At 60.8% G+C, this 14,920-nt stretch carries 5 protein-coding genes; 2 read left to right on the top strand and 3 right to left on the bottom strand.

Translation table 11 applies throughout. From position 1 onward, the window contains the following. The first annotated feature begins 22 nt into the window (after positions 1–22). On the top strand, positions 23–787 hold the full coding sequence (locus tag ACZ48V_RS07545; protein WP_464538139.1) for an alpha/beta fold hydrolase: 765 nt from the start codon (positions 23–25) through the stop codon (positions 785–787). Positions 788–865: 78 nt separating this feature from the next. Continuing rightward, entirely contained in the window at positions 866–1,954 is a 1,089-nt protein-coding gene (locus ACZ48V_RS07550) for a tRNA dihydrouridine synthase (protein WP_464538140.1), read from the top strand. Positions 1,955–2,400: 446 nt separating this feature from the next. Here the strand turns inward: ACZ48V_RS07550 and ACZ48V_RS07555 are convergent, their stop codons facing one another. The 3 genes from ACZ48V_RS07555 to ACZ48V_RS07565 form a co-directional block, all read right to left on the bottom strand. Then, the gene (locus tag ACZ48V_RS07555) at positions 2,401–8,463 is read right to left on the bottom strand and encodes a S8 family serine peptidase (protein ID WP_464538141.1); all 6,063 of its coding nucleotides are present in this window, start codon (positions 8,461–8,463) and stop codon (positions 2,401–2,403) included. 605 nt (positions 8,464–9,068) lie between these two features. Continuing rightward, positions 9,069–13,526, bottom strand: a complete 4,458-nt coding sequence (locus tag ACZ48V_RS07560; protein WP_464538142.1) for a hybrid sensor histidine kinase/response regulator transcription factor — start codon at positions 13,524–13,526, stop codon at positions 9,069–9,071. Then, a complete protein-coding gene (locus ACZ48V_RS07565) occupies positions 13,474–14,328 on the bottom strand; it encodes an IS5 family transposase (RefSeq protein WP_464538143.1) in 855 nt (284 codons plus the stop codon). Before ACZ48V_RS07565 ends, ACZ48V_RS07560 begins: the two co-directional genes overlap by 53 nt. Positions 14,329–14,920: the final 592 nt, after the last annotated feature.

Here is a 14,920-nt window from a genome sequence, read left to right on the forward strand (position 1 = left end):
TCATCGCACCAACCAAGCAAGTATGCAGCTTTTTTACAAGACATACGGCGAAGAAAAGCCGCCACTCATCATTCTTCATGGACTGTTGGGGGCGCACGGCAACTGGCATACGCTCAGCCGCAATGCGTTTAGCGACAAAGCAACGGTGTACGCCGTAGACCAGCGCAACCACGGACGCTCGCCGCATACCGATCTGATTGACTACCCGAGCATGGCCGAGGACCTGCGCGGTTTTGCGGATACGCACGACCTCTCTTCGGTCACGGTGATGGGCCATTCCATGGGCGGCAAGACCGCGATGGAGGCCGCGCTGCGCTATCCCGACCTGATGGATCGTCTCATCGTCGTAGACATGGCGCCGCGTCCGTATACCCCCAATCATCAGGCGCTCATCAACGCGCTCCGGGCCATCGACCCCACGCAGTACGAAAGCCGCAGCGCCATCGACGAGGTGCTGGCCGAAGACGTGCCGTCGTGGACCATCCGGCAGTTCCTGCTGAAGAACCTGGAGTACGACGACGGGGCGTACGTCTGGAAGCCCAATCTGCAGGCCATCGACGCCCACTATGACAAGCTGGTTGGACCCATCGAGGCCGAGGGGCGCTTCACGAAGCCGACCATGTTCATCCGCGGTGCGCGATCAAACTACATCACCGACAGCGACTGGCCGATGATTCAGGAACGCTTTCCGAATGCCTCGCTGGTCACAATCCCGGATGCCGGACACTGGGTGCACGCCGAAGCGCCGGATCCCTTTGCACAGGCCGTGCTACGCATGCTCAACTGAACGTAGCCTGACTGAACGCAGTCTGCCACATCGTGTATACGATGCTGCAGCATTTTTACCAACGAAACACCCCCTGCCATGACCCTCGGCTCGTTGACATTTGGCGACCGCCCGCTCTTTCTTGCTCCCATGGAAGACGTGAGCGACCCACCCTTTCGGATGATCTGCAAGCGGCTCGGCGCTGACATGCTCTACAGCGAGTTTGTGTCGACGGCCGGATTGAACCGGGGGGTAGAAGACGCTGAGCAGAAGCTCGATATCTTTCCGGAGGAGCGGCCGATCGGCATTCAGGTGTGGGGCGGCGAGATCGACGAGGTGCGCCGCGCTACGCCCCGGGTCGACGCCGCCGAACCCGACGTGATCGACATCAACTTCGGCTGTCCGGTACGCAAAATCATCGCCAAAGACGGCGGTGCCGGCATCCTGCGCGACCTCGACAAGATGGAGCGCATCACCGAAACCGTCATCGAAGCCAGCACGCGCCCGGTAACCGTTAAGACCCGCCTGGGGTGGGACGATAACTCGATCCGCATCATAGAGGTGGCACAGCGCCTCGAAGCCCTCGGCATTGCCGGGCTCGCCGTGCATGCCCGCACGCGCTCGCAGCAATACGGCGGTGAGGCGCGCTGGAAATGGCTGCGGCGCATCAAAGAGGAGGGCGTGTGCGACATTCCTCTCATCGGCAACGGCGACGCCCTCGACCCCGAAGCTATCGACGCCATGTTCAACGAAACAGGCGTTGACGCCGTCATGATCGGCCGCGGAGCGATCGGCAATCCCTGGATTTTCCGCGACGCGAAGATCTACATGGAGACCGGCGAGGTGCCGCCTCGTCCGTCATGGGAAGAGCGCGTGCAGGTTGTCGCTGAGCACCTGTCGCTCAAGTGCGAATGGCTGGGCGAGCGCACCGGCGTGCTGGAGATGCGCAGAAACTACAGCGGCTACTTCAAAGGCTTCCGCAACGCGAGCAAGCTGCGCCACCTGCTCATGCAGGAGGACACGAAGGAGGGCGTGTTAGACGTGATGCTCAACTTCAACCCCGAGGCATCCGACATCCAACTCCCGTCAGCCGCACTGCCCAGCAAGACCATCGCGGAATCGTCCGAAGAATCGCGCTCCGCAAAACCCGTCAACGTCAAAAAAGCCCAGCTCCCGAGCCCAGCATAAGGGCGAGGACACACCAGCCGCTCCCGGATCAAGAAGAAAGCGACAGGCCAGCGCCTCGACCGGATGCAGGTGCACGCCCCCCGACACCGCACAGCCTCCTGAAAAGTATATACGGCCCGCGCGGGCAAACAGCGTTTCCAAAGAGGAAGGACAGCTCGCAGGGGCAGGTCTACCGCCCTCATCGATACCGAGCATGACGCGGCACCCGGACTGCTCCCGTGCTATACTGCAGTACACCAACACCCGACAGGCCTGTCATAGCATGATATATCCATGTTGTTGACATAGCACCGAGCCAACTTCGCCCGTCGCGTTGACGTGCAGCCTGCTATCCGACGGCACGCAGCCCACAGAGAGTTTTCAGCAGACGCTGCCTAAAACCTGTTTGGGTTCTGGTTTGCAGGCGAGAGCGAGCAGCAATGTGACGCTCGCTCTCGCGGTCAAACCTAAACAGACTCTACGGATCCATTCACGGGTCCACCGGCAGATCCCACCGCGCGCCGCACCTCAAACCCGGCGTTGTCGGTTTCGGAGAGGGTCTGCCACTGCACGGTGACGGATTCGGGGCCGGAGCGCTGCGCTTCGAATCCCGCCAACTCGACCGGGAGGGGGTTGCCCGTGTCGCTGCTTCCAATCGCGAACTGGCTAAAGCCCACGAGGTCTTGCACCGCTACCAGAGCGCGGCCTTCATCCAGCACCAGGCTCGCGCCGCTGAACGTATCGACGGCATCCCACGTCTGCCCGCCGTTGTCGGATTTGTAGAGCATGAGCGCGCCGAAGTCCCCAATGCCGGAGAGGCTGCTCGCGTCGAAGACGAGGTCGTAGGTCGGCGCTGCATCCAGCGAGGCCTCCACCGTCCACGTCACCGGGGCCACGTTCTCCGGCAGGTCCGGGCTCTCCGGCGTCTCCTCCGTGCGGGTGAAGGTGAGATCGCCACTGGCCGCGTCCCGGAGCAAGAGCAGCCCGCCAAAGCCGGTCGGCTCGACGTAGCCCACCAGCCCCGTGGCGCCGGTGATCGGGTCGCTGGTGGAGACGACGGTGCTCACCTCGTAAGCCCCCAGGTCGGGGAAGAGCCCAAAGCGACGGGCGTCGCCGGCGAGGTCGGTAGTCACATCTTCAGCGACGCCACCGGGTGCGAACGGCGCAAACGTGCCGCGTGCAATCGCGGGGGAGCCGGCGGTCAGGCGCACATCGCCTGCGTCGGCATCGGCGAAGAGCGGATCGGCGTCGAGGTTGTTTCCGCCGTCGGTGTTAGCACCCCCTCCAATGCCTGAGCCGTTCACCCCGCCTTCGATGAGCGTATGCACAAGGGTGGGCGTGGCATCTTCATTGTAGATCTCGTTGCCATCGTTGGCATCGTTGCCCCACAAGATGGTGTTCGTAACCACTGGGCTGCTCGTGCCAAAGCTACCATTGTTGAAGATCGCTCCGCCGGCGCTTGCAGCGTTACCCGTGAAGGACGCGTTCGTAACCTGCGGGTTGCTCGTCCCATCGGCACCATTGTTGTAGATCGCTCCGCCGTCGGAGCCTGCGGAGTTGCGCGTGAAGGTCGCATTTGTAATCTGCGGGCTGCTCGTGCCGTCGAAGCTGCCATCGTTGTAGATCGCCCCGCCGAATTCTGCGGAGTTGTCCGTGAAGGTGAGCCCCGTAAGCGCCGGGCTACACGCGTTGCCGGTGCTCTCGCCGTCGCAGAAAAGCCCTCCTCCTACGTTATTGGGAAAGCTGTCGTTGGCGTTCCCGCCGGTGATGGTGAGGCCATCCAGCACCGTATCGGTCGTGATGTTTGCGTTGACATCTGGGCCAATCGCATCGCCCCCGTTAAAGACGAGCACGTGGTAGGCGTTGCCGGAGGCGTCACTTTCGTCGCCGTTGATGTTGCCGGAGAGAATCGTCTCGTTCGCTGCCGGATCGCGGTCACCAAAGGCATCCCCGCTTGCAAATCCGCCGTAGATCTTCAGCCCGTTCTGCGCGCCGGCGATCTCAAACGTCGCGGTGCGGGCATCTCCCGCAGCAAGCCGTCTCGTGCGCGTGTAGGTACCGGCGGCGATCCAGACCTCGTTCTCCGGACCCGTGCCCGCGAGCCCGTCTTGCAACGCGGCGTGCGCATCGGTCCATGATGTGCCGTTGCCGGCGCCGCCACTCACCGCCGCGTTCACGCGTACAATGAGGCGATCGTCGGCGGTGGACTGCGCCACGTCGTCGGTGTAGGTCGGCGCGCCCTCGGCGATCCTGTTGAAGGTGCCCGTTTCGTCAAGAGTATTGCCCTCAAAGCGGTAGTGCGCCACCAGGTCCGACAGGTCGAACGTGTCGCCGAGCGTGTTGGCTTCCCCGAGCGAGGTGGTCATGCCTTCTTGCAACTGCGCCTGTGTGCGCGCCTGGCTCCAGATGCGCACCTCGTCGACGCGCCCCTCGAAAAAGTCGCTGGCGGTGGGGCCACCATCCCACTCCTGGCCGATCGAAAAGAGGCCACCCGATTCCGGGCGTACGCTGGTCGTGAAGGTCGCTTCCTCGCGCCCGTTCACATAGAGCGTCGCGGTATCAGAGGCGTCAACCGTAAACGCCACGTGGTACCACTGCCCCGCCGGAAAGGCATTGCGGCCGGGGACGTAGCCGGTGGTTCCATCGAAGTACTGAAACTGCCCCTCGCGGTAGAACAGCAGGTTGCGGTTGCCGCCGGTGCTCGTGTGAAAGGTGGTGAGGCCCTGTTGTCCGTCGGTGCTGGTCGGGTAGACCCACGCTTCCATGGTGAGGGCATCGGAACCGGAATCGGCCAGCGCACCCGAGACGCCATCGGCGCGGACAAAGTCGTCGGTGCCGTCCAGCGTGAGCGCCCGGTTGGGTTGAACCGTCGCAGCGCGTTCGTAGGCCCCAAGATCGACCGCCGTAGCGCCCGACCCGGTGCCATTTTGGATGCGTGGGGCTCCGGTCAGATCGGTCGTTACGGATTCGGCAACCCCACCGGGTTCGAAGGGCACATTGGTGCCTGCATCGAGCGCTGGGGAGCCGCCCGTAAGGCGCAGCCCGTCGTCTGCCGTTCCGAATACGTCATCTGCACCGCTTGGGTCGGAGAGGTCGCTAAAATCGGGAGGGGCGGATAGGTTGCTGCTCGCGTCGAAACTGGACGCGGGCGTGCCATCGGTGTTCGCATAGGTGATGGATCCCCCGTTCCGGTTGAACACGCCGCCGGCTCCGCCCTCAACGAGCGTATGACGAAGGAGCGGCGTGGCGCCGGAGGACCAGTTGTAGAGCTGGGGACCATCCTGTGCGCTGTTTCCCCAGAGAATGACATTGGTCAATTGCGGGTTCACACTGCCTCCCGAGTTGCCTGTCTGACTGAGCACGCCGCCTCCAAGAGTGGCCGTGTTGGCGGCAATGGTCGTATTTGTGATGACCGGGCTGCAGACGCCGTTGGAACCAAAGCAGTTGATGGCTCCGCCGTACTCAGCGTCACTGTTGAGCAAGACTGCGTTGACGAGCTGAAACTGACTGTTTCCGATTGTGCCGTAGCCGTAAATCGCGCCGCCGTACCTGGCGGTGTTGCCGTGAAGAATGACGTTTTGAAGACGCGGGCTGCAGTCTTCTCGTAATCCGTTACAGTAGACGCCGCCTCCCGCGTTTTCGGGAAACGTGCCGTTGGCCGTGCCCCCCGTGATGGTGACGCCGTCTATCAGCACGTCCGGCGTCACCGGACCGTCATTTTGGCCGTCAATGTACAGCACATGGTAGCTGTTGTCGGATGGATCACCAGGGGTGCCGATGTCGCCCGAGAGAATAGTTGCCGGCCCTGCCGAAAGGTCGCGTTGCTCGCGGGAGGTTTCCGTACCCGCAAAGCCGCCGTAGATCTTGAGCTCCGGCTTTGCACCGGTCAGGGTAAAGCTGTCCGTGCGCTCCGGCCCGGGCGTGTACGTCCCGGCGGCTACCCAGATCTCGGCGATGGGTCCTGCACGGCGAATCGCTGCCTGAAGCGACGTGTATGCCGTCTCCCAGGACCGGCCATCTTCCATGCCCGTTGCGCTTGCGTCAACGTAGATCGTGCGAATGGGAACTGCGCCTTCGTACGCGCCGAGATCGACCGTGTCCGTCGGATCCATCGTCCGGCTCCGCCCCAGGAGGTCCGTTTCTACGTCCCGGGTGCCGTCGCCGTTGAGGTCCAGGGCGTCATTGCTTCCGGCATTCAGGGCGGGACTACTTCCCAGCAGCACCAGCCCGTCATCGGGAGTTCCCAACGTGCCGTCGTCTCCGTCCGGTCTTAAGGCGTTGGCAAAGCGAACGGGCCCTGAGACAGCGGCTGTGCACGTGGCTTCGGTTGGGCATCCGCCCTCAATGAGCGTATGGTCATGCGTCGTCGTGCCCTCGTTGAATCCGACTTCGGCTCCGCTTTCGGCGAGGATGGCGTTGATCGTTTGCGGGTTGCTGATTCCGTTCCCGGATCCATTCGCAAAGATCGCTCGACCGACCCCCACTCCATTTTGGGAAAAGGTCGAGTTGAGGATGATCGGCGAACTGAGGCCTTCATCCCGCCCATCACTGTAGATTGCGGCCCCGCGGGACGCCTGGTTGCCTACAAAGAGTCCGTTGATCACGAGCGGACTGCTCTCTCCGCTGTTCTGGCCTCCCGCGTAAAGGGCACCGCCTATGCCGTCGGTGGTGTTTTGCACGAACACGATCCGTGTAAGTGTGGGACTGCATACCCCCCCAGTGCCGTCGCAGTAGATGCCTGCTCCTTTCCACTCCGCTGTCGTGGCCTGCTCCAGCAGGGGGCTGTACGCGAGAAGGTTGGGCGACCCGTTTGGGTCCGAGATCGTCCCGGTTGTTGCTGTGCCGAGGAGCGCGTTGCGTACATCGGTTGGGGAGACAGAGGGATTGGCCTCGAGATAGAGCGCCGCAATCCCGGCCACATGAGGCGCGGCCATGGACGTGCCGTTGATTGTGTTGACATCGGTATCGCTCTGGTACCAGGCCGAGGGGATGTCCACGCCGGGAGCGTGGATGTCGACACAGGAGCCATAGTTCGAAAACGAAGCACGGACGTCTCCATCGTTCGTAGCTCCCACCGTGATCGCATCCGGGGCTCGGGCGGGTGAAAAGGCACAGGCATCCGTGTCGTCGTTCCCGGCAGCTACAATGGTTGTGACGCCGGCTGTTGCCAGTCGGGTAACCGCCTCGTCCTGCGTTGCGCTGGCACCGCCCCCGAGACTCATATTCGCCACTGCCGGAAGCGCTGCGTTGGCAGCTACCCAGTCCATCCCTGCAATCACGCCGCTTTTGGACCCTGAGTTCTGACAGTTCAGGACACGGACGGCCACAATGTCCACCTCTTTGGCTACGCCGTAGGTCGCTCCTCCGACGGTTCCGGCGACGTGCGTGCCGTGGCCGTGGCAGTCTTGACCATTTTGTCCGTCTCCGATAAAGTCCTCCCCGATGGATGCCCGCCCCTCGAACTCGGCGTGAGTCGGCCGAATGCCGCTGTCGAGAACGTAGGCCGTGACGCCCGTCCCTGTGCGATCATACGTGTAGGTACCGTCGAGGCCGGCACGGGCATCAATACGGTCGAGGCCCCAGGGGGCATCCGTTTGTGTCATGGGTGGGGCTTCCAAACCGGATGGGGCTTCCAAATGTGAGGAGGCTCCCCTGCCAGCGTCTTCCCTGTTCGTTCCAGCGTAGACCATTGCATCCTGCTCAACGCGTTTAATCCGCGGGTCAGCGCGGAGCGCCCGGACCACTTCCTCGGTAAGTCCTGATGCTGTAAATCCGATGAGCGCAGCGGCATACGTACGCTCCACTACAGGGTCGGTGGCCTGTTGCGAGGATGAGCCGGTCGTTGACAAAGTAGCCGCGCCCAATACCTCTTCAGCGCGCTGCCGCACAGCTTCACGGGCCGACTCCCACGCCGGGGCATTCCCAAAGAGTTCGGGCGACGGCTGCGCATCCGCGAAGGTGATGATGTACTGGCCGGGAATCAGATCCTCCGGGTCCGGATCGGCGGTGGGAAGCTGGGAAGACTCCGTACTTCGTCTGGATGCGGATGCCGATCCGCTTCCATTGGCATTGCCATCGCGGATTGTTATGCCGTCGAGTACCGTCGCTCGGGTGATCTCGCCGTTGGATACGCCATCGATGTAAAAGACGTGATAGCTGTTGCCAACCGGGGTGCCGTCGCCGTCGATATCACCGGAGAGGATGGTTGTGTGAACGGCCAGGTCGCGCGCTCCTCCCCCGGCCGGGTATCCCCCATTGATCTCGATGCCGTCCTGGGCGCCGGTGATCCGGAAACTTGCTGCACGATCATTGTTGGTCGCCGTCCCGCCCTCGTCGGGGTAGTAGGTGCCTTCTGCAATACGGATTTCGTCGGTGCCGTCGGCTTCATCCAGCGCGTCTTGCAGATTGGTGTAGGCATCGCTCCAGGACGTGCCATCGGCTGCGCCGGACGCCGAAGCATCCACGTAGATCTGGGCGTGGGCCGATGGGGGCATCGCCGCTATTCCAAGAAGGCTGAGACGATCAAACATAGCCCGGCTCGCCCCTGTCTCAATGAGCACCCCTTCAACGCATCCAGCACTGCATTCAGCAGGGCGGAGCCTGTTATGCTGGCTTTCGACCGGTGCAAGGTCTTTAACAGATGGATGGCCGGCGCAGAAAACGAGTTGTATTGTGAGGCGTCCCGTTGCGAATTTTCACGTAGCGAGGTGGGCATTGGTGTGTTAAGTACAATAATTAAGCAAAGGGAATGGGTAGTAGATGCGCGACCTTACATCGTGACATCGTGATGCAGGGCATGATCATGATGCAAGGTGTGGAAGTATGCCGCAGTTTATGCTGCAGCTTAGGCGGCGTCTTACGCTACGCGACAATTCTGATACCAGTAATATAAAGAGGAATCCGCCGAACCGCTTACATCCACGTTGCAATCTGTTGCACTGACGTTGCATGAGAGGGAATTTTAGGTCTGAAAGGGGCTACCAGGCCTGAAGGGAGCTCCAGGGCTCAAGAGAGAATATGAGGGCCCGGGAGCAGATGTAGAATGCGCGCTGCGCATCAAGACTGCGCTACGCATCAAGACGTTGTCCTGCGCCATGAGACATGAGAAGGGGACAGCTGGAAATGAGCGTCAGGGCTATCCTTGCTGCATGCGGTTGAGGTAGTCCGACGGGACGACGCTATATACGTCTCGAAACGATTGCGAGAAGTGAGACACGCTCTTGAACCCGACGGCGTACGCGATTTCACTCACCGTACCCCGCTTCTCCCGAAGCATAGCCGCCGCGTGTTGCAGACGAACCTCGCGGATGAACGCTGTCGGCGACTGCTCGATAGAGTCGCGAAGGCGGCGGTACACGGTACTTCGGCTCTGGGACAGCGCCTCGGCAAGATCTTCAACCCCGAAGTCTTCGTCTTCGAGATGGGCTATGACCACGTCCCGAGCGCGTTCAAGGTACGCTCGCTCGGCGGGGGATAGGTGTTCCAGTTCTCTTGCCTCCGGTATGTCTTCTGCTGCGACCGACGCTGCGGCGTACCGCTCCTTGAGTCGCATCCGAGAGGCGATCAGGTTCTCGACGCGCGTGTGGAGCTCGCGCATGCTGAACGGCTTCGTAACATAGGCATCTGCCCCCTCGTCGAGGCCGGTAATCCGGTCGTCCTCTGTGGCCCGCGCAGTCAACAGGATGATCGGGAGGAAGTCCGTTTCCGGCTGGGAGCGTAGCGTGCGGACAAGCTCGAAGCCATCCATGTCCGGCATCATCACATCGCTGATAATGAGGTCGGGAAGATGGGTGCGCGCCGTGCCAAGAGCTTCGTGCCCGTTTCGAGCTTCAAAGATCTGGTACTGTGGCTCGAAATAACTGCGCACGTACGCGCGGATCTCCTCGTTGTCGTCGACGATGAGAAGCGTTGTGCGTTCGTCGATGCTACGGTCTTCTGCTCCGTTTCTGGACCGCCCTGTGCCGCCGTTACGAGACCCGTCTCCGTTGCTACGTTTCGCACTCTGGTAATCAGAATCCGTTGGTGTTGACGATGACTCGGAGTTTGCCGTGGCACCGTCTCCAGACGCCATGGAAGCCTGAGCCGCCGCTTCTGAATCGATCGGCCTCGCAGGCGAAAAGACAGAGAGAGCGTCTCGGGCAGATCGGTCGCTGATCGGAAGCCGGACGGTAAAGACAGCGCCGTTTTCCGCTCCGTTCTGCACGGTAATCGTTCCCCCGTGAAGTTCCGTGAGCTCCTTGGCAAGAGCCAGACCAATTCCTGTTCCGGGCTGGGTGGAGCGTTTGGCGGTATTCGCCTGGTAGAACCGGTCAAAGATGCGCATCTGCTCTTCTTCGGGGATACCGGGTCCACTGTCCTGCACGGTGAGCAAGGCATCTTTCTCTTTGCGGTAGACCGTCACATACACCGTGCTGCCGTTGGGAGTGAACTTGAGTGCATTCGAGATCAGGTTGCCAAGTATCTTCTCCATCTTATCCGGGTCTACATCGACCGGGGTTGGCGCATCCGGCACATCGACCTGTATTTCGACCCCTCCGCGTTCGGCGAGGGGTGCGAACGAGCGAGTGAGGCCGTGCACGAACGTGTTTAAGTTGAGGACCTGCGTATTGAGCGTCAGATTCCCCGTTTCCAGTTTGGCGGTGTCGAGAAGCTGCCCGATGAGGCGGAGGAGTCGTTGGCTGTTGCGTAGGGCAAACGCCACGTTCTGCTGTGCAACGGCCGACAGCGAACTTCGGGGGGCCGCTTGCAGGTCCTCGAGCGGGCCAATGATGAGGGTGAGCGGCGTCCGGAATTCGTGGGAGACATTCGCAAAGAACTCGCTTTTGACGCGATCCATGCGTTGGAGCCGGTCGGCCTGGTTGGCAAGCTGGTCGTTCTTGGCTTGAACCTGACGGGTGCGCTGCTCGACTGTGTCTTCCAGACGCCTTTGCCGACGCTCAAGGGTCTGCGTGCGCCAGCGTACTCCACCAAGAACGAGTCCTCCGAGGGCGGTAAGCCCCAACACAACCCAGAGAGCAAGCGCCCAAGACGATTGGTACCACGGAGGCACGACCTGCAAAGATAGCGTGGTGACCGCGTTTGGAGCTTCGCCGGGCAGTCGGGCCTGTACCTGAAACCGGTACGTTCCTGGAGAAAGACTGGCATAGCTGACGGCCGCGTGTCGAGACCAGGATGACCACGCATCCCCAGCATCTAACCGCGTTCGGTACTCGACGGGTGTTGCCACGAGGACGAATCGAGGAAGGGCATACTCGATAGTCAGATTCTGGCGGCTAAAAGGGATGCGGAGCGATGCACCTGTCTGCAGTCTCCCCGCGATGGTCAAGTCCTGAGGTCCGAGAGAGACGCGCCGGATGAAAGCGCCGGTGGAGGCATCATCATGGGTGACGCGGGAGGCCGGGCCAGGCGGAGAGGCTGATGTCTGCAAGATGCTCGAAAAGTCGAGTCGGGAGAGCGGAGCGAGGCCGCGGTCACCGATCCAGACGACTGCGCCTTCAATGAAGAACGGACCGTGAACCCCATCGCGAAAGGGGACAAAGGGTCGGGAGTTGCGGAATTGGCCGGCGGGCCCCTTGTGCATTGATGTAATGACGCGGCTGCCGTCCGGTCCGGCTTCGATAGCGCGTCCCCACACGCCGCCGCCCTCCGTTTCGATGAGATGTGTGACGTATGCATCCTCTTCTGCCCACGAGGCTCCAAACGATGGCTCTGGAACAAAGGTACGGGGCGCGAGCGCGTCTGCCGGGCGGTGCAATCCGTGTCGCGTACTGACCACGACGTTGCCATCTACGGCAAAGACGCGCATGTCCCGCGACACGGGAAGGTCGCTGGTTTCGTCGAAGCGGGTGACTGTGGGTGACGGGGAGTCCGCATTTGCAACCCGTAGCACGGCATCAGGACCGGCAGCCCAGAGAGAGCCAGTGTCATCCCACGCCAGGTCATGGATGGAGGTGGAGGCAAGCTCGGGAGGCTGGGTAAACGTTGGGTCAGGAGTCCAGCGTCCATTGACAAGGCGTAGGCGCCGTACGCCACTCGGGGTGCCCGCGACGAAAGCAAGGTCGTCGTCCGGGTGGAGAACAGTCGTAGCGGACGATGGCGAGGGGGCAGCCTTGGCGTCCACAGGATACACGGTTCCACTCGTGCGATAAACGACGGTGCCCTTGTTGGTTGCTGTGATCAGGCCGTTTGGCGTGGAGGCGAGCCCGGTGCAGTGGGCCTCAATGCCAGGTACAGCAGTCATCTGTGGAAATGCGCCCTCCGATGTGTCGAGCCGGTGGAGGCCGTTTCGGGTGCAAGCATACAGCATGTTTTCGTGCCTTGCTAGGGCTTGCACACCAGCCGAGAGGCCTAATGCCTCATCAAAGTACGTAAAGGGAGCCGATACATCTACTCGCGAGACTCCATCTCCGAGGGAGAGCCAGAGGCTTCCCGCATCGTCGACAAAAAGATGGTTGACTACGTTGGTGTGGAGTCCAGTGTTGGTACCCAGCACATGCAGAAGGCGCCCCGCGTCCGTCACGCGGGCTACGCCTGCATCGCGCGTTGCCAGGGCCAGGGTGCCATCTGCCAGACGAACACCATGCGACAGGTCGTGGGCCCGTAGCCAGGACTCGACGGGCCACTCCAGCGCCCGTACCGCCCCGCTTCTTGCAAGGTCAAAGAAGCCCCCTTCCTTCGTTCCAACGAGAAGCGACGGGCGATCTGCCGTTCCTGAGGGAAGAACGACCCGCACATCCACATCTGCGAAGGGCCGCTGAGGAGAGACCGGTTGAAGTTCTCCACCATTAACCCGGAAGAGCCCGGTCTCTTTCACGTGGACATACGGCGTATCCCGCACGGTATATAGTGACGAAAATTCGGGAGCGGGGGGTTTTTCGTCAGCAGTACGGTCACCACGGAGACGGTCCCCAGAGTTTCCCTTACTGTGTTGATCGGAAGAGTTTTGGTCGGGGAGGTCAGCAATTGACCAGACAGAGACAGAGTCGTCTTGCCAGCGATAGAGGCGGCGGTCCGTGAGGAAGTAGGCCGCGTACTGCGTGGCTGCAATTTGCGACACAGTGCCGAGCTGTTGCTTTTCGTCTGGGTCGAGGTACTGCGAGAGAGCATGGAAGGTCTGCCGTCCGACGTCGTCTTCGTGGAGCATCCCAAATGCTCCTGTCGCGCCAACCAGGATACGTCCGGCATCCGAATGACCAGAGGGAAGGCGTTCGATGGCAAAGACGCTCGTCTGTGACTCCTGATTCGAGCGTCCGAGATCCTCAGACCGAACAGGGATAACGGACCAGCGGGTGCCATCATAGCTTAGCACCCCGTCCTGATTCGCGACATAGACAACGCCGTCGCTGTCCTGGGTCACACCCCAGTTCTGCCGACTTCCGATCTTTACGTCGCCCTGCCATGTGCCGTAGGAATCGGCTGCGTACAGTTCGATACCGGGTCGGCCTTGCTCTTGCGGTGAGCGTTGGTTCTGGGCCTGAACTGGAGAGATGAAATCAGCAAAACCGAACGCCCAGAGAATCAGAATCTGTTTTGATATGCCGTTAGAGGCGGCTGAGGGCCAATCGTAGCGACGCGAGCCGGACCATGGCGGCACTCGTCTCGGCCAGGCGCTCGTACTCCTTCGCAAGTCGCCGCCAGCCCCCCAACCAGCCGAGTGTTCGTTCGACAATCCAGCGCTTCGGCTCGACGGAGAAGCCCGGCTCTTCGGAGTCGGATTCGGTGATCTCAAGCCGAAGCCCAAGCGCTTCCTCAAGGTCGTCTTCGAGATCGCCGCGGTAGGCCTTGTCAGCGAAGACCGCTTCAAGACGTTCGCTTCGCTGTTCAGCCCGTTCAATGAGCTTGAAGGCGTGCTGGCTTTCGTGCTCATTGGCGGCGTGAATGCCGACGGCCCACGTCCAGCCCTGCGTGTCCGTGAGTATGTGCCGTTTGCGCCCTTTGACTTTTTTATTGCCGTCAAAGCCGCACAGACCGCCTGAGCGGGTGATCGAAACCGATTGGCAGTCAATAATTACCACGCTGGGCTCGGGTTCGCGCCCGGCTTCTCGCCGTGCGCCTCGCCGGGCTATGCTGAGCAGACGTGCGATTACGCCGCGCTGTTTCCACGTTCGGAAGTAGTAGTACACCGTCTGCCACGGCGCAAATCCACCAGGCAACATTCGCCACTGACATCCCGTTTTGACCACGTAGAAAATCGCATCCAGAATGTCGCGGCGCAGGTCATGTTGGCGGTGGCGCGAGGTATTGAGAACCGCTTTAATGTTGTGCCATTGGGAGTCCGTCAAATCGGAGCTATAGTCTTTGCGCATAGCTTCGGTGTCGCTTTCGGTGAAACGTCTGTTCACCACCGAAAACGAGGCGGACTCCCGTTCGTTTTCACTCGCGACGTGTGAAATCAAAACAGGTTCTCAGAGCAAAAACGTTAAGCTGAAACATCAGGCACATGGGCACTCCGCGCTTGAGGGCGTGCCGAAACCGAAAGAGGCAAAAAGGTGAACCCTGAGGGAAAGAAAGAAGCCGGTCAGTCAAGAAGGAAAATAGTGTAGTAAACGGGGGGAGAGCTTACGGTGCATGAACATCAACGCGCAGATGGTCTCGCTGCATCTGCTTGCAGTGATAGTTGGCGTCAGTTACCAAACGTCCAATATAAGATACACAAATGAGGTTGAGTTCCTGTATATCCATTCAACAGACACGCACTTAGTAAGCGACGATTGTCCATTTTAGTTAGTGTGAATAGACACACATCAACCAAATTATGCAACATGAGCAACAGGAATGAAACGTCAGTGATACGCATTTGAAATAGTAGCGTTACATCTTATTGTCCGTGTTGCGAACAGCTTTGGGTGATAAACCGCAAATCCGGAGCTGTGGTTTGCGGTGCGTGGTTCATAATGCGCGACATCAGCTTCGGATTGGGTAATGAATGTGTGTTTCGGCGCAGGCCAACCGAAAGGCGATCCCCAAAGCAACACTGAACGAGACGCG

It is taken from the genome of Longimonas haloalkaliphila, assembly GCF_055379825.1.

Bases quoted from the DNA above. Each gene is read 5' to 3' on its own strand.
- ACZ48V_RS07545 (WP_464538139.1), top strand. From the start codon at position 23: ATGCAGCTTTTTTACAAGACATACGGCGAAGAAAAGCCGCCACTCATC.
- ACZ48V_RS07550 (WP_464538140.1), top strand. From the start codon at position 866: ATGACCCTCGGCTCGTTGACATTTGGCGACCGCCCGCTCTTTCTTGCT.
- ACZ48V_RS07555 (WP_464538141.1), bottom strand. From the start codon at position 8,463: ATGTTTGATCGTCTCAGCCTTCTTGGAATAGCGGCGATGCCCCCATCG.